The 15,808-nt window shown below is 37.2% G+C and carries 15 protein-coding genes; 8 read left to right on the top strand and 7 right to left on the bottom strand.

Translation table 11 applies throughout. From position 1 onward, the window contains the following. Nucleotides 1-37: 37 nt before the first annotated feature. Together IX38_RS13875 and IX38_RS13870 are read right to left on the bottom strand one after the other, a co-directional pair. On the bottom strand, nucleotides 38-535 hold the full coding sequence (locus IX38_RS13875; protein ID WP_034705965.1) for a DinB family protein: 498 nt from the start codon (nucleotides 533-535) through the stop codon (nucleotides 38-40). Between the two features lie 17 nt (nucleotides 536-552). Then, nucleotides 553-1,692, bottom strand: a complete 1,140-nt coding sequence (locus IX38_RS13870; RefSeq protein WP_034705964.1) for an acyl-CoA dehydrogenase family protein — start codon at nucleotides 1,690-1,692, stop codon at nucleotides 553-555. A 193-nt stretch (nucleotides 1,693-1,885) separates the two neighbouring features. Between IX38_RS13870 and IX38_RS13865 the strand changes: the two genes are divergently transcribed. The 6 genes from IX38_RS13865 to purF all read left to right on the top strand — a co-directional run bounded on the left by IX38_RS13865 (nucleotide 1,886) and on the right by purF (nucleotide 7,996). Continuing rightward, nucleotides 1,886-3,748: an endonuclease gene (locus IX38_RS13865; RefSeq protein ID WP_034705963.1), complete on the top strand. Its 1,863-nt coding sequence runs from the start codon at nucleotides 1,886-1,888 to the stop codon at nucleotides 3,746-3,748. Nucleotides 3,749-3,979: 231 nt separating this feature from the next. Continuing rightward, the gene (locus IX38_RS13860) at nucleotides 3,980-4,585 is read left to right on the top strand and encodes a SatD family protein (RefSeq protein WP_034705962.1); all 606 of its coding nucleotides are present in this window, start codon (nucleotides 3,980-3,982) and stop codon (nucleotides 4,583-4,585) included. 2 nt (nucleotides 4,586-4,587) lie between these two features. Next, the gene (locus IX38_RS13855; protein WP_034705961.1) at nucleotides 4,588-5,283 is read left to right on the top strand and encodes a DUF3307 domain-containing protein; all 696 of its coding nucleotides are present in this window, start codon (nucleotides 4,588-4,590) and stop codon (nucleotides 5,281-5,283) included. Nucleotides 5,284-5,316: 33 nt separating this feature from the next. After that, entirely contained in the window at nucleotides 5,317-6,036 is a 720-nt protein-coding gene (gene purC, locus IX38_RS13850; protein ID WP_034705960.1) for a phosphoribosylaminoimidazolesuccinocarboxamide synthase, read from the top strand. Between the two features lie 36 nt (nucleotides 6,037-6,072). After that, nucleotides 6,073-6,432 carry a four helix bundle protein gene (locus IX38_RS13845; RefSeq protein WP_034705959.1) on the top strand — a complete coding sequence of 120 codons (360 nt, stop codon included), beginning with the start codon at nucleotides 6,073-6,075 and terminating at the stop codon, nucleotides 6,430-6,432. A 64-nt stretch (nucleotides 6,433-6,496) separates the two neighbouring features. After that, entirely contained in the window at nucleotides 6,497-7,996 is a 1,500-nt protein-coding gene (gene purF / locus IX38_RS13840; RefSeq protein WP_034705958.1) for an amidophosphoribosyltransferase, read from the top strand. Nucleotides 7,997-8,079: 83 nt separating this feature from the next. On the opposite strand, the gene IX38_RS13835 is transcribed toward purF, so the two are convergent. The 4 genes from IX38_RS13835 to aroB form a co-directional block, all read right to left on the bottom strand. Then, nucleotides 8,080-8,805 carry a porin family protein gene (locus IX38_RS13835; RefSeq protein ID WP_051884748.1) on the bottom strand — a complete coding sequence of 242 codons (726 nt, stop codon included), beginning with the start codon at nucleotides 8,803-8,805 and terminating at the stop codon, nucleotides 8,080-8,082. Between the two features lie 413 nt (nucleotides 8,806-9,218). Beyond that, entirely contained in the window at nucleotides 9,219-9,902 is a 684-nt protein-coding gene (locus IX38_RS13830; RefSeq protein WP_034705957.1) for a porin family protein, read from the bottom strand. Nucleotides 9,903-10,166: 264 nt separating this feature from the next. Next, the gene (locus IX38_RS13825; protein WP_034705956.1) at nucleotides 10,167-10,805 is read right to left on the bottom strand and encodes a porin family protein; all 639 of its coding nucleotides are present in this window, start codon (nucleotides 10,803-10,805) and stop codon (nucleotides 10,167-10,169) included. A 267-nt stretch (nucleotides 10,806-11,072) separates the two neighbouring features. Further along, nucleotides 11,073-12,119 carry a 3-dehydroquinate synthase gene (gene aroB, locus IX38_RS13820; RefSeq protein ID WP_034705955.1) on the bottom strand — a complete coding sequence of 349 codons (1,047 nt, stop codon included), beginning with the start codon at nucleotides 12,117-12,119 and terminating at the stop codon, nucleotides 11,073-11,075. Nucleotides 12,120-12,220: 101 nt separating this feature from the next. Between aroB and IX38_RS13815 the strand changes: the two genes are divergently transcribed. Beyond that, entirely contained in the window at nucleotides 12,221-13,405 is a 1,185-nt protein-coding gene (locus tag IX38_RS13815) for a pseudouridine synthase (protein WP_228377967.1), read from the top strand. A 162-nt stretch (nucleotides 13,406-13,567) separates the two neighbouring features. Here IX38_RS13815 and pncA read toward each other — a convergent pair whose 3' ends face one another. Then, nucleotides 13,568-14,173, bottom strand: coding sequence for a bifunctional nicotinamidase/pyrazinamidase (gene pncA, locus IX38_RS13810; protein WP_034705954.1), 606 nt, complete (start codon nucleotides 14,171-14,173; stop codon nucleotides 13,568-13,570). Nucleotides 14,174-14,616: 443 nt separating this feature from the next. Between pncA and IX38_RS13805 the strand changes: the two genes are divergently transcribed. Continuing rightward, a complete protein-coding gene (locus IX38_RS13805; RefSeq protein WP_034705952.1) occupies nucleotides 14,617-15,759 on the top strand; it encodes a DEAD/DEAH box helicase in 1,143 nt (380 codons plus the stop codon). Nucleotides 15,760-15,808 lie beyond the last annotated feature (49 nt).

The raw sequence follows: 15,808 nt of genomic DNA, 5'->3' as shown, positions 1-15,808 counted from the left end.
ACGTATGCTATTCATTTATTGATAGAATAATTCTCAATTACATTTTATCATCAGCAGTAGGGCCGTAAAGTCCGGGGACTTTATTTCCTGTTGATCTTAAATAAACCACAAGCTCACCTCTGTGATGATACAGGTGATTGTACAAAAATCCTCTGATAATCTGTATTTTCTGGGCAGGAGGGAAAACAACGTTTCCGTTCATTTCCATTTTCCACTCATTAAAATAGGTGCTCTCATCAGAATTTTCTAAAACTTTTTGAGCTTTGGCTACATTTTCTTCAAATTTTGCTACAATATTCTCCGCTTTAGAAATGTCGCCTTTATCATAATGGTAAGTTCCCATATCAAAAACATCCAGGTTGAAGGTAGAGTCATACCAGTTATAAACTTCTGCAATGTGGGAAGCCAGTTGCGTTGTCGTCCAGTTTTTCTCAGACGGTTTCCAATCTAAGGCGCTGTCCGGGATTGCTTTTAAAATTTTTCTGGTATTTTCCGCTTCATACAGGAACTCACCTAAAAGAGCTTGTTTAATCATTTGTGTGTTTTATAAAATTATTTGGTAATGTCTCTTCCGATCACCATTCTCTGGATTTCTGAAGTTCCTTCACCGATGGTACATAATTTAGAATCTCTGTAGAATTTCTCAGCAGGGAAGTCTTTTGTATATCCGTACCCTCCGAAAATCTGAACTGCATTGTTAGAAATTCTTACACATGCTTCAGAAGCATACAATTTTGCCATTGCACCTTCTTTAGTCATTTTTTGCTTGGCATTTTTCAATGTTGAAGCTCTCTGGATCAGAAGTTCAGCAGCATCAATTTCAGTGGCCATATCAGCCAGCATAAAGTTGATGGCCTGGAATTCAGCGATTGCTTTTCCAAACTGGTGTCTTTCCTTAGCATATTTTAAAGCAGCTTTATAAGCTCCTCTTGCTGTTCCTAAACTTAAAGCTGCGATAGAAATTCTTCCACCGTCCAGAATTTTCATAGCCTGTTTGAATCCTTCCCCAACTTCTCCCAAACGGTGCGAATCCGGTACACGAACGCTGTCAAAGATAAGCTCAGCCGTTTCAGAAGCACGCATTCCAAGCTTATTTTCCTTCTTTCCAGAAGTGAAGCCCGGCATCCCTTTTTCTAAAACAAAAGCGGTAGAATTATTTTTAGCTCCTATCTCACCTGTTCTGGTCATAACTACGGCAATATCTCCCGAAATAGCGTGAGTGATAAAGTTTTTGGCTCCATTGATGATCCAGTCATCCCCATCTTTTACAGCAGTAGTAGACATACCTCCTGAATCAGAACCTGTATTGTGTTCTGTAAGTCCCCATGCTCCGATCACTTTTCCTGAAGCAAGCTGCGGAAGCCACTTGTTTCTCTGCTCTTCATTTCCAAACTCATAAATATGATTGGTACAAAGTGAATTGTGCGCAGCCACAGAAAGACCAATAGACGGGTCTACCTGAGAGATCTCATCCAGAATAGTAACATACTCATGATAACCTAAACCGGAACCTCCGTACTGCTCAGGAACCACAATCCCCATAAATCCCATTTCTCCCAGCTGGTGAAATAAGTCTTTTGGAAACGTCTGGCTCTCGTCCCATTCCATAATATTCGGTCTGATATTTTTATCAGCAAATTCTCTTGCTGTTTCCGCTATCATTTTAATGTTGTCAATAGTCTCTGTATTCATATAGATAAAATAGTTAGTTCCCAAAGATAATTAAATTGACGGAAAGCCGAAAATAATTATTTAGCTCATAGTATCATATACGCAATATTTTAATAATCAATTTTTTATATTTTAATAATTAATGATTTCTTAATAAAAATTTCAGAACTTTAGGTGTTTTAATTTACTATTTTAGCCTCCCAATTTTTAACGAATGAAAAAAATTCTACTACCTATTATTATAATATCGTCATTGATCTCTGCCCAGGCTCCGGCAGGATATTATGACGGAACAGCAGGACTTACAGGCTATGCACTGAAATCCAGACTGCACGATATTATTTCTGAAAAGAATATCAACTGGCATTATGGAGATTTACCCAATTTCTATAATCAGACAGATTTAGATAAATATTATGATCACGGGCCTGGTAATACGACCATCTTGCTTGATCTTTATTCTGAAATTCCTGCCGGAGCTGATTCTTATGAGTATACATCGGCAAACTTAATAAGTACTTCAGGAGCTGAAGGCTTAGGATTCAACAGGGAGCATGCTGTTCCGCAGAGTACTTTTAACAGTGATTATCCAATGTATTCTGATTTACATTTTGTGATTCCTACGGATGCAAGAATCAATCAGCTTAGAAATAATTACCCTTATGGCGTTGGGAATTCCACGGTTCATTATACATTTACAAACTCATCTAAAATTGCCAACAGTGCTATTCCCAATTATGTTTATACGAATAGGGTTTATGAGCCTGTGGATGAATTCAAAGGAGATATTGCGAGGATGCTGCTCTATTTTGCGGTAAGATATGAAGATAAACTGCCTTCATTTAATTATTCAACCAATATTAATCCTGCGATAGACCGTTCTCCTTTTGACGGAACCGCAGAAAGGGCATTTGACCCTGCTTATATTTCGATGCTTCTCCAGTGGAATCTTCAGGATCCTGTATCTCAAAGGGAAACAGACCGGAATAATGCCATCTATGCTATCCAGAAAAACAGGAATCCCTTTATTGATAACCCTCAATGGGTGAATGGTATCTGGGTGCAGACTTCTGATGCTGTTGCGCCACAGGCTCCTTTCAATCTAAATTCCACTCAGTCGGGAGCTTACTACACTCATTTAGCATGGTCGCCAAGCACGAGTTCAGATGTTATAGGATATAATATTTACAAGAATGGTGTTTTCTTAACCACCACAAAATCTACATCAATAGCTATTGATCACCTGACACCTTCCACCTCTTATTCGTTTACCGTAAAAGCGTATGATCAAAGCTACCTGCAATCTCCTGACAGTAATATAATTACGGTGTCCACATCAGCTGCTGACACCAATTCCAGGGATCTTTTTATCACTAAATATATTGAAGGGACAGGCAATAACAAAGCTCTGGAAATTGTAAACAAAACAGGTCATGAAGTAGATTTAAACAATTACAGCATAAGAGTGCAATATTATAATAGTACGAGTGGCACTTATTATTTTGGTAACAGTTTTGAACTGGAAGGAAAAATACCCAATAATGAAAATTTCGTCATTCTGAACCCTAAATCCGCATTATCATGTTACACCAATGATGATGCAAGGTTTCTTACAGCAGGTGATGCTCTGACTTTTGCAGGAACCCAATATGTAGAATTGTCCTATAAATCCACAACGGTTGATGTTATAGGAAGTAAGTCGGTAAGTAATTCATACGGGGATGTTTCTCTTTACAGAAAAGCTACGGTAAGCCAGCCGGCAGCTACTTTCACTATGAGTGAGTGGGATTCTTACTCTGCTGATTACTGTCAGAATCTTGGAACATTATCTACAGCTGATCTGATCACTTCCAACAAAGAATTTAAAATATATCCGAATCCTGCTTATGATAATCTTTACGTAAGTGGAGATGCTCAGGATATTAAAACAGCTCAGGTGCTGGATCTTTCAGGAAAAGTGGTCCATACTGAAAAAAATCCGTTCAGAAATAAGAAAAATATTTCAGTACAGAATCTCCCTGCCGGCTCATATTTCCTGAAGCTTGATGATAAAGCCTACCAGTTTATCAAAAAATAATATTGAATGTCATTGCGAGCGAAGCGAACCAATCTCTTGATTTATACAATTGACAATCTCTTCGCTCGCAATCACTTTAAGCAATTGAGGAGATACTTTAATTTTTAAAATCTACCTGTAAAGCTTATTTACAAAGTATCATTGATATAAGCAGATTCACTAATAATCAATATCTATAAGTGTTTCTGCCTATATTTTTTATATATAAGTAATTATGCTTATATTTGCATAATGATAGCGGTCATAACCGGTGATATTATAAATTCACAGCATGCAGACACGGAAGTTTGGATCACCAGACTCAAGAATCTCCTGGAAAACTGGGGAAGTTCACCGCTCGCATGGGAAATCTACAGGGGAGATGAGTTTCAGTTCAAATGTAGTATTGATGAAGTATTCTGGCGTTTTCTAGCCATTAAGTCCCTCATAAGAAGTCAGGAAAATTTAGATGTAAGAATTGCCATAGGCATTGGGGAAGAGAATTTTTCCTCTGAAAAGATCACCGAATCCAACGGAACAGCTTATGTGCATTCCGGAAGACTGCTGAATGATCTTAAAAGTGACGGCCACACCGTTTCTATAAAAACCTCAAACGAAGCCGTAGACAGGGATTTAAACATCCTTTTGAAATGGTCTTCAAAAGATTTCGACAGCTGGACGGTAGCCACGGCAGAGATCATTCATGAAATGATCATGAACCAGGATATCACACAGGAAGATCTGGCCAGAAGATTTGCTATTTCACAGTCCTCGGTAAGCCAGAGACTGAAACGCGCCAACTACGATCTTATCGTAGAAACTAATCAATATTTTAGAAAGAAAATCTCAGAACTGTAAGCATGATCTTTACTAAACTCATATTGGCACATCTATTCGGAGATTTTATTCTTCAGCCAGATTCTTGGGTTGCAGATAAGGAACGCCGTAAGCTGAAAAGCCCGTATTTGTACCTTCATGTTCTGATCCACACTGTTTTAAGCTTTGTTTTTCTCTGGAATACAGATCTGTGGTGGGTTTCGTTAGTTATAGGGAGTACACACTTCATTATTGATGCCTCAAAACTGATTTTTCAGACTGTAAAAAATAAAAAAAGATGGTTTTTCATTGACCAGATGCTGCATATTCTTGTGATTGCCGGAATCTCATTCTATTTCAAAGAATTCAGTTTCGGTTTTCTGCAAAATCAAGAAGTTTTAAAAATATTGATGGCTGCATTGTTCCTGACAACGCCGGCTTCAATCTTTATTAAGATATTATTGTCTTCATGGACTCCCGTTCCGGAAACACAAAGCAGTCTGCAGACCGAATCTCTGTCGAGTGCAGGAAAATATATCGGGATTTTAGAACGTCTTCTGGTTTTCACCTTTATCATGGTGAATCATTGGGAAGGAGTAGGTTTCATGGTCGCTGCCAAATCGGTTTTCAGATTCAGCGATCTGGCACAGGCCAAACAGAGAAAACTCACGGAATATGTACTGATCGGTACGCTCCTGAGTTTCGGAATGGCTGTTTTAACAGGAATTTTAACTAAGTAATATAAAATAAATCTAACTAATACGAATTTAGAAATGGAAAAGAAAGAAATGTTGTACGAAGGTAAAGCAAAACAGGTATTTGCTACCGATAATCCTAATGAAGTAGTGGTACGTTTTAAAGACGACGCTACAGCATTTAATGCTCAGAAAAGAGGATCTGTTGATTTGAAAGGCGAAATGAACAACGCTATCACCACTCTTATTTTTGAATACTTAAATGAAAAAGGGGTTAAAACTCATTTCATAAAACAATTGAACGAGAGAGAGCAGCTGGTAAAAAAAGTATCCATCATTCCATTGGAAATGGTTGTAAGAAACTATTCTGCAGGAAGCATGGCTCAAAGACTGGGAGTGGAAGAAGGAATTAAATCTCCTGTTACCATCTTCGATATCTGCTACAAAAAAGATGAATTGGGAGATCCGCTTATCAACGATCACCATGCCGTTTTCTTAGGTGCAGCAACGTATGAGGAGCTTGATGAAATGTATGAGCTTACTTCCGATATCAACGAAATCCTGATCGATCTTTTTGATAAAATGAACATTATCCTGGTTGATTTTAAAATTGAATTAGGAAAAACAGCAGATGGTGAGATCATCCTGGCAGACGAAATTTCTCCTGATACTTGCAGACTTTGGGACAAGGATACTATGAAGAAACTGGATAAAGACAGATTCAGAAGAGATCTTGGAGAAGTAACTGAAGCTTACGTTGAGATCTACAACAGATTGAAAAATTTACTTGGTAAGTAAATTTTAGAAGTTAGAAGTTAGATATTAGAGGTTAGTATGAAATCGCACCGGATAGAAGATCTTAAAGTTTGGAGTAAATCAATGGCTTTAGTAAAAGAAGTTTATTTAATTACTGCAGAATTGCCAAATGAAGAAAAATTTGGTTTACTGTCTCAAATTAGACGATGTGCTGTTTCAATACCTTCAAATATTGCAGAAGGAGCGGGAAGAAATAATAAGAATGAATTTTATCAATTTCTTGGAATTGCGTTTGGCTCAACTTATGAATTACAAACTCAGTTACAATTATTAATAGATTTAAATTTTATTTCCGAAGCTAAAATAATCCCTTTAAAAGAACTTTTAACTGAGATACAGAAAATGATTTATTCATTGAAGACAAGTTTAAAATTATAATTGAAGTTAACTTAGACTAATTTCTAACATCTAATATCTAACTTCTAATTTAGAAAAAATAGAAATGAAAAGTTTAGACATTCATAAAAGTGAATATTTAAAACAGTTTAAAGACCAGACCTACGGGAGGAATCTTTTCAGAACACAGGAAGAGGAAAGACTGGATGCTCCCAATGAGGAGTGCGGGATCTTCGGGTTGTATTCTGATAATGACCTGGACACATTTTCTCTTTCACAGTTCGGACTTTTTGCCCTTCAGCACAGAGGACAGGAAGCCTGCGGTATTTCCGTTTTAAAAGACGGAAAGATCACGAACATGAAGGATGAAGGACTGGTTTTGGACGTTTATAAAGAAATTCAGGAACCTGAAGCTTTTATGGGAAATTCTGCAATCGGGCATACCCGTTATACCACTGCAGGAGACAAAAAGAAATATAATTTCCAGCCGTTCTTCGCGAAAAACGAATACGACCAGATTATTCTTTCTATAGCGCATAACGGTAACCTTACCAATGCGAGAGAATTAAAAAATGAATTGGAGGCTGAAGGCGTAGTGTTCAGAGCTACTTCTGATTCTGAGGTTATTTTAAGATTGATCCAGAAAAATCTTGACCTGGGACTTCGTGGAGCCATCAAAGCGACCATGGAGAAAATTGAAGGCGCATATTCCGTAGTGGGAATGACGAGAAATAAATTCTTTGCTTTCAGGGATTTCAACGGGATCCGTCCATTGGTCTTAGGAGCTGTTGACGAAAAAACCTATGTGGTAGCTTCTGAATCTGTTGCGCTGGATGCTGTAGGAGCACAGTATGTGCGTGATATTCTTCCGGGGGAGATCATTTATACCAACGAAAATGAGCCTGGAAAACTTCAGTCTTATATGGTGAATGAAGCAAAAGGAAAACAGAGAATATGTTCATTTGAATATATTTATTTTGCAAGACCTGACTCTACCTTAGAAAACATCAATGTATATGAGATCAGAGAGAAATCCGGTGAAAAGATCTGGCATCAGGCACCTGTAGAAGCTGATATTGTAATTGGAGTTCCTGATTCGGGAGTTCCTGCTGCCATAGGCTTCTCAAAAGCTTCCGGAATACCTTTCCGTCCGGTTCTGATTAAAAACAGGTACATCGGAAGAAGCTTCATCGTACCTACCCAGGAGATGAGAGAAAGAGTCGTGAACCTTAAACTAAACCCGATCATCTCAGAGATCAAAGACAAAAGAGTAGTAATCATTGATGATTCAATCGTTCGTGGAACTACGTCTAAAAGATTGGTTAAAATTTTAAAGGATGCAGGCGTTAAGGAAATTCACTTCAGAAGTGTCTCTCCTCCAATTATTGCGCCTTGTTATTTGGGAATCGATACACCTTCAAAAGATGATTTGATTTCTGCCAATATGACGACCGAAGAGCTTAGAGATTATCTGGGGGTAGATTCATTAGAGTTCTTAAGCACAGATAACCTGAAAGAAATTTTAGGATCTTCAAACCACTGCTTTGGCTGCTTTACGGAAAAATACCCGGTAGAAAAAGGAGAGGAGATAGAATTATTCAATTAATTCCACATCAATAAAAAACGAAAGGCCGGATTTAACTTGTTAAATCCGGCCTTTACTATAGGTTAAATAATTGATTGTCTGTGTTAGAATTTATAATTCAAACCTAGCTGAAACGCTCTGTGGTTCAGTGGCTCAGTTCCCTCAGGCTTTTGGTTTCTCATATCCGTAAGACTGTTGATGTATCTTGCGTTGATCCCAAGGTTTTGAGTAATATCATACCCAAGACCTAAACCAAGACCTAAATTAAACTTATTAACATCATCTTTATTGATGTCTTCAGAATTAGATACGGACTGAGTGGTTGTAATACCTCCTGTCGTGGTAGAAATAGAGCTGTTTCCGGAATTTTTCCCGTTAATGAAATAACTGAATTCAGGTCCTGCTTCCACATAAAACCTCTCCGTAGGTCTCATCTGTACCATTAAAGGAACTGAAATATAGTTCATGGTAGTTTTATAGTCGCTTTTTGTTTTAATGTTCGTTTCACCAACGGTTACATCCGTAGATGAGAGCACGCTTTTTGCCCCTAACTGGTTATATAAAACCTCCGGCTGTAAGCTGAATTTCTGAGAAAGTGGAATATTAACTAAAACCCCGGCATGGAATCCTATTTTCTGGTTATCAAGGCTTAATTTCTGTTCACTGAAATAAGAAGAGTTTCCTCCTGCCTTAATACCGAATCTTATAGGCTGTTTTTCTTTTTTGATCGGGTCTGGATTTACTGCTTTTGTTTCTTGTGTTTTTTGTGTTTCCTGAGCAAACATCATCATGCTGGCAGTAACTGCCAACCCTAGAAATAACTTCTTCATAATTTTATTTTTAATTTTACTATTTACTTCTCATCTGATTTTTCAACCAGACTTGATTTATTTTGCAAAACGCTTGCCAAACTTCCAAAACCCTTATATCAAGGAACTTACAGAGGATGTTTCACTATTTCAGACTTTATTTTTTTAACTGTTTTTATGAAAACTATATGATGAAAATCTGATTTGAAGCAATGATTTTAAACTAAATTGATTTTATGAATGACAATTCAACATAGAGTTAAAATTGAAGAAATAGTATAAAAAATGAACAGGATTATTGAGACGTTTTATGAAAAATAAACTTCTTTCATCCTAAAAATAAACATATCTTCCATTTAAAAATGATGATTCAGTGAAAATAAAAATGCCGGACTCCTAAAAGAGCCCGGCATTAATTTGAAAATAATATATATCTACTTGAATTTGTAAGCTAAACCAATCTGAACTGCATTGTTTCTGATAGCATCTCCGGTGTTGTGCTTGTAAACGTCTGTAATACCTGCTGTGAACCTTGCCGTTGCAGCAAGATTTTGAGTAAAGTAATACCCGGCTCCTATACCGATTCCAAAATTGAATTTATTAAGAATATCTTTTGAAATGTTGTTTGAAAAGCTCTGTGTGCTGGTGTTTCCGGAAATATTAGTCATAGTGGCATCTCCTTTTGTTTTACCGCTCAGTAAAATTCCGAATTCCGGACCCGCTTCTACATAAAGCTGAGGAAGAATGTTATATTGTACCATTACAGGCAGCGAAAGGTAGTTAAGGGTTGTTTTATAATCGAACTTCTGTCTTAATACATCGGAGTTAATGAAAAACTCATATTTTTCTTCAGATTTCGAACCTAACTGGTTAAAAAGAAGTTCCGGCTGGATACTGAATTTCTCTGCTACCGGAATATTAACGAATACCCCTGCATTAAAACCGGCTTTCATTTTCTGATCGTTATCATACCCGTCATATCCATCATATTGGGAAAGAGTAGAAGCGTTGAGTCCTGCTTTTACTCCGAAAGTAACAGGAGAAGAAGATTTAGTTTTTTCTTGTGCATGAACCAAAAGGCTTCCTGCAAATGCTAATCCTAAAATTAGTTTTTTCATGGTTTTTAAGTTTAAACTTGTCTCCACAGTGCATCAAAATTCCCGCCAAAGAGAATAAACTGATAAGAATCATATTCAATAGGGAAAATAAGACATAATGCATCGAAGCCTGATTTTTTTTCTAATGAAATAAGTTTGAATAAATAGGCTGTATAGAATTGACAAAACATCAAATTGCGATAGCGTCATAAAAAAACCGGATTAAATAAATAATCCGGCTTCTTATTGAATATAAAATTTGTTTTTTCTGAATGTTGAAGCTTACTATTTGAATTTATAAGCTAATCCTACCTGGAATGTGTTGTTTCTTGTTGCATCAGATCCGTTAGGTCTGTCTTTCGCAACGTCTGTAAGACCAGCAACATATCTTGCCGTAATTCCAAAGTTGTCAGTGAAGTAATATCCTGCACCAAGACCGATACCAAAGTTGAATGTTTTTAAATCATCTTTGTAGTTGTCTGAAGTAGAGGAGTTCCCGTTAGTTTCATTTTTAATCTTATTTTTTGCACTTACCATGAAACCAAATTCCGGACCTGCTTCTACATAAAGATTAGGGATAAAGTTGTACTGGAACATTACCGGTACTGCGATATAATCTAATTTAGTTGAAGAAGAATACTTATTTCCCAATACAGTATAGTCTGCTTTAGAACCATACTGAGAGTACAATACCTCAGGCTGAACACTGAATGACTCTGCTACTGGAATGTTAGCAAATACACCCGCATTGAATCCTATCTTAGATTTTTGATCATCTAAAGTTTCATCTTTAGAAAGAGAAGATACGTTCATTCCACCTTTTACACCAAATGTTACCGGGTTAGAAGATGTTGTTGGAGTAGTCTGTTGAGCGAAAGCCAGTGAACTTGCAGTTACTGCTAATCCTAAAATTAACTTTTTCATAACTTTAATTTTTTAATATTTACTATTTCTAATTTTAAATTTTACTACTGCCAAACCTTACTACTGAGTTTGACGCAGAGTATCTTCCAAATTGCTTGCCAAAAACAGAAAACATGACAAAAATCAGTAAAAAATACACCCCGAATATAAGCTGTATTTAAATTAACTAGTTGATTTATAGTTGTTTAAAAATTACATCAAACGTTTGTTTAGATAAAATCTAAATTATTGTCATTATAAAAGTATGAAATGATTTATGCAGACAGATTACGCATTATTCAGTTTTCTGTAAAAATCCAAAGATTTCAAAATGTTTTCCTGGCTGCACTGGTGGTCATAAGTACACGAGCCTATCCCTGAAAGCAGGGAGAAATTAATTTTGCTGTCCGTATTCTTTTTATCATTCAATAGAAGTGCAGTAATACTTTCGTCCGTAAAATCACTTATATCAAGGTAAGGGTAGTATCTCTGAATATTTTCAATAATGCCGGCTGCATCCTCATGCGGGATAAGATCTTCAAGATAGGCCAGATGGGCTTCACAGATCATTCCCATAGCAACTGCTTCACCGTGAAGAATAGGATTTCCCTGGCTGAGACAAAGACTTTCTACGGAATGCCCTATTGTATGCCCGAAATTAAGGGTCTTTCTGATGTTCTTTTCATGAAAATCCTTTTCCACTACCTCCTGCTTGATATCCATTGAAGTCTGGATATGAGGAACTACCGCATCCGTATCAAGCGTATAAATCTGAATAAGACTCTCCCAATGAGCTTTGTCAGCAATAAGGCCGTGTTTCAGCATTTCGGCAAAACCGCTTCTCAATTCTTTGAATGGAAGGGTTTCCAGGAACTTAGGATAAATAAAGATCTGTTCAGGGAACGCAAAAGTTCCCACCATATTTTTGTAATGCATAAGATCTATCCCGGTTTTCCCTCCGATAGAAGCATCACACATGGATAAAAGGGTAGTAGGGATATTGATGAACTGAACTCCTCTTTTATAGGTAGATGCCACAAAACCTCCCATATCCGTGATGACACCGCCTCCAAGATTGATAACAAGTGCTTTTCTGTCTGCCTGCATTTCAGTAAGGATTTCCCAAAGCTGGTTGGCAGTCTGGATGTTTTTCATTTCCTCACCGGCTTCAATCTCTAAAATTTCAAAGCCTAAATCTGTTTCCATGTTGCCTAAAAGGACAGGAAGACAATATTCATGGGTGTTTTCATCAACTAAAATAAAGATCTTACTGAAAGATTTTTCGTGAAGGAAGCTGTTTAATTGAGAAAAATCATCGTTTAATATTGTTATCATTACCAGAGTTTCTTTAAGATTAAAATAAAACTATTCTGCAAAGTTATGATTCTTAATTTTTAACTCGTAACTAAATTACTATCTTTGCAGAAATTTTTAGAATGAGCAGAGATAACAATAATTCAGAAAGACCAAAAAGACCAAGAATTTCAACAAGAAAAAGTTCTGATGATTCTCGTGCTTCTAGACCTGGAAATTCTTCAGGATCAAAACCTTTTAAAAAATCTTCTCCGAAGCCCGGTGACAGAAATTTTGACAAAAAAGGGGATAATTCAAAGTTTGAACCGAAACCTTTCAAAAGAAGTGGAGAAAATACTGCCGGCAGAGATGAAGATTCCGGATCAAAAACCGAGAGCAGAGCTTACATCACCAATTCAAGTGAAGGAAATGAAAGGAAGACTTTCGGCAAACCGGCTCCGAAAAGAGGCGGAAAAAGTTTTGATACCAGAGACAAGTATGAAAGAGGCAGCCTGAAATACGGAAGAAGGCCATCCAGCGGAGATGATAAAAATGATGACAAGGCAAGATCTTTTGTACAGAAAAGAAGGTTAAACAAGATTGAAAAAGATGTTCATAAAGATACCATCCGTCTGAACAAGTATATCGCCAATTCCGGGATCTGCAGCAGAAGAGAAGCTGACGAACTGATCACGCAGGGGCTGGTAGAGGTGAACGGACAAGTGGTAAGTGAAATGGGGTATCAGGTTCAGAAAACCGATAAAGTTGTTTTTGACGGACAGAGCATTACGCCGGAAAAACCGGTTTATGTGCTTTTAAATAAGCCGAAAGGATATATTTCTACCACTAAGGATGACAAAGCCAGAAAAACCGTAATGGATCTGGTAGCGAATGCATCGCCATACCGCCTGTTCCCTGTAGGAAGACTGGACCGTTCTACCACCGGAGTTATTCTTTTAACGAACGACGGGCATATGACGAAAAAACTGACACATCCTTCTTTTGATGCCAAAAAGATCTACCATGTAACCCTGGATAAGAAACTGACCAATGAAGACATGAAGCTGATCGTAGAAGGTATCCGCCTTGATGAAGGAGTAGCTATTGTAGACCAGATTTCGTTCATTGAAGGAAAACCGAAAAATGAAATAGGTATTGAAATTCATACCGGATGGAACCGTGTGATCAGAAGAATTTTCCAGAGACTTGGATATGAAGTGGAAGCTTTGGACAGAGTGATGTTTGCAGGTCTTACGAAAAAGAATATCAAACGTGGACACTGGAGAATCCTTACAGAACTGGAAGTTAATAATCTTAAAATGCTTTAATAGCAAGTGAGTAATGATTCTGAATCATTATGAAAGCTAAGCTTTAAACCTTAAGGAAATTATACGATTAAAAAGGCGCAGAAATTTTATTTCTGCGCCTTTTTTTAACTTTAACGATATGGGATTTCTAAAAATGATCACTCATCATTTATAATTTACAACCTATCCAAGAACTGTAATTCCTTTCTGGAGCATCTCATAAATAGCATCTTTGCCATTGTCCGGTTTTACATTTACTGCTTTGGTCCCGTTGAAATGCAGACATGTGATATATCCGTTGGCCACGGCATCCGTACATGTGAATTTTACACAGTAATCCAATGCAAGACCAACAACTTCAAGCAGCTGGATCTCATGATACTTCAAAAAATCGTCCAGTCCGGTCTTCATAAAGTGGTTATTATCCTGAAAGCCGCTGTAGCTGTCGATTTCTGTATTTTTCCCTTTTTGAATGATGTGGGTCACCTTATCCCTGTTCAGGTCCTTATGAAATTCTGCCCCGAAAGTTCCCTGGACACAATGATCCGGCCACATAAACTGCGGTACACCGTTCAGGATAATGCTTTCACCTACTTTTCTGTTATTATTGCTCGCAAAACTTTTATGGTCGGCAGGATGCCAGTCCTGGGTAAGAACGATCTGGTCATATTCATTTTCTTCCATCAGAAGATTGATGTAGGGAATAACCTCATTGGCTTCCGGAACTGCTAATGCGCCACCTTCACAGAAATCATTCTGCACATCTACTATTATTAACGCTTTTTTCATATTTAGATTTCTCGAATTTTGGATAAAAGTACTCAAAAAACTTTCCAAAACTGAATTATCGGACAAATCGGCAATATAAATTTTAAGGAATATACCGGATAGTTTATATAAAAAACTGAAAATCAGAATTTGTTTAACCTTCTTTATTGGAAATCGCAAAGACGCAATTTTTTTTTAACTGTATGGGATGTTTTCAGGCTCAGGAAAATCAAAGATTTTCAGCAAAAGCTCTATAATAAAGAGTTAGAAATTTTATCGCATATAAATCTTTGCACCTTAAAACATCTTTTTTAATATCATTTGCGCCTTGGCGATTGGCCAGCTATATAAGATATAAGTTTAAAAAGATTTTCAGAATAAAAATCGTTTCAATGAAAAAAAGAGAACAGTACCGGCGGGTAAACCATCCACAATAGCTTATCTTTGCATTAAATAAGTATTTTATGTCATTTGAGTCTTTAGGATTATCACACAATATTATTCGTTCTGTCAACAAATTGGGTTATCTGAAACCTTTTCCTATCCAGGAGCAGGCTGTTCCGGTTATTCTTCAGGGAAAAGATCTGATGGGGATTGCACAGACAGGCTCCGGGAAAACGGCTTGTTTTGTAATGCCTATTTTAGAGAAACTACAGAATTCGGAAGTTAAAAAAGACCGTAATGTTCAGGTTTTAATATTGGTTCCTACGCGTGAGCTGGCAATTCAGATTGATGAAGTTTTCAGAGCTTTCACAGAAAATCTGAAGCGTGAGATTCGTACAATGGCTGTTTATGGCGGGGTTTCTATCAATCCGCAGATGAAAGGAATGTTCGGGGTGGAAGTTCTTATCGCAACACCCGGCCGTTTACTGGATTTAATTGATCATAATGCATTGAGCATTTCAGGCATTCAGCATTTGGTGATTGATGAAGCGGATAAAATGTTTCAGTTAGGCTTTGGTGAAGAAATGGATAAGCTCTTTGCTCTAATGCCTGTAGTGAAACAGACGACCTTGTTTTCGGCAACTTTAAATGATAAAGTTTCTGAAATGAAAGAACGTTTATCCATTAATCCTGTGGTGATAGAAATTAAAAAAGAAGAAGTTGAAATAGATAATATCGAGCAGCTGGCCTATCACGTTTCCCCGGAAAATAAAGGTCCTTTTTTGCGTTATTTAATTAAAGAAAAGAAGGTTGAAAAAGCTTTAATCTTTGTTTCATCTACAAGGTCTGCGGATAATTTAGTGGAAAAGCTTAAAAAGAATAAAATTAAAGCAGTAGCCATTCACAGTCAGAAATCACAAGGTGCCCGTAGAAATAATTTGGAGGAATTCAAAGTAAATGGGGCTCAGATCCTGGTCGCTACAGATTTGATTGGGCGTGGTATTCATATTGAATCTTTACCGTGTGTTATCAATTACGAACTGCCGCGTTCACCTGCAGACTACATTCACCGTATCGGCCGGACAGGCCGTGCCAACGAAAAAGGGACTGCCATTAATATTCTGACGGACGACGAATTGCAGCATTTCAGAGTAATTCAAAAGAAAATGGGCAGAAAAGTGACTTTACAAAGAACAGAAGATATTGATCTGCATGGGTATTAGTCTGTAAGTACAATTTCAGAAAGCCTGAAAAGCGGAAGAAGAAAAGTTA

The sequence above is a fragment of the Chryseobacterium luteum genome (assembly GCF_000737785.1).
In the GTDB taxonomy this organism is placed as follows: domain Bacteria; phylum Bacteroidota; class Bacteroidia; order Flavobacteriales; family Weeksellaceae; genus Chryseobacterium; species Chryseobacterium luteum.
This window is presented reverse-complemented; position numbering and strand designations above follow the sequence as displayed.

Excerpts from the sequence above, each read along its gene's own strand:
- IX38_RS13875 (WP_034705965.1), bottom strand. The coding sequence starts at position 535 with ATGATTAAACAAGCTCTTTTAGGTGAGTTCCTGTATGAAGCGGAAAAT.
- IX38_RS13870 (WP_034705964.1), bottom strand. The coding sequence starts at position 1,692 with ATGAATACAGAGACTATTGACAACATTAAAATGATAGCGGAAACAGCA.
- IX38_RS13865 (WP_034705963.1), top strand. The coding sequence starts at position 1,886 with ATGAAAAAAATTCTACTACCTATTATTATAATATCGTCATTGATCTCT.
- IX38_RS13860 (WP_034705962.1), top strand. The coding sequence starts at position 3,980 with ATGATAGCGGTCATAACCGGTGATATTATAAATTCACAGCATGCAGAC.
- IX38_RS13855 (WP_034705961.1), top strand. The coding sequence starts at position 4,588 with ATGATCTTTACTAAACTCATATTGGCACATCTATTCGGAGATTTTATT.
- purC (WP_034705960.1), top strand. The coding sequence starts at position 5,317 with ATGGAAAAGAAAGAAATGTTGTACGAAGGTAAAGCAAAACAGGTATTT.
- IX38_RS13845 (WP_034705959.1), top strand. The coding sequence starts at position 6,073 with ATGAAATCGCACCGGATAGAAGATCTTAAAGTTTGGAGTAAATCAATG.
- purF (WP_034705958.1), top strand. The coding sequence starts at position 6,497 with ATGAAAAGTTTAGACATTCATAAAAGTGAATATTTAAAACAGTTTAAA.
- IX38_RS13835 (WP_051884748.1), bottom strand. The coding sequence starts at position 8,805 with ATGAAGAAGTTATTTCTAGGGTTGGCAGTTACTGCCAGCATGATGATG.
- IX38_RS13830 (WP_034705957.1), bottom strand. The coding sequence starts at position 9,902 with ATGAAAAAACTAATTTTAGGATTAGCATTTGCAGGAAGCCTTTTGGTT.
- IX38_RS13825 (WP_034705956.1), bottom strand. The coding sequence starts at position 10,805 with ATGAAAAAGTTAATTTTAGGATTAGCAGTAACTGCAAGTTCACTGGCT.
- aroB (WP_034705955.1), bottom strand. The coding sequence starts at position 12,119 with ATGATAACAATATTAAACGATGATTTTTCTCAATTAAACAGCTTCCTT.
- IX38_RS13815 (WP_228377967.1), top strand. The coding sequence starts at position 12,221 with ATGAGCAGAGATAACAATAATTCAGAAAGACCAAAAAGACCAAGAATT.
- pncA (WP_034705954.1), bottom strand. The coding sequence starts at position 14,173 with ATGAAAAAAGCGTTAATAATAGTAGATGTGCAGAATGATTTCTGTGAA.
- IX38_RS13805 (WP_034705952.1), top strand. The coding sequence starts at position 14,617 with ATGTCATTTGAGTCTTTAGGATTATCACACAATATTATTCGTTCTGTC.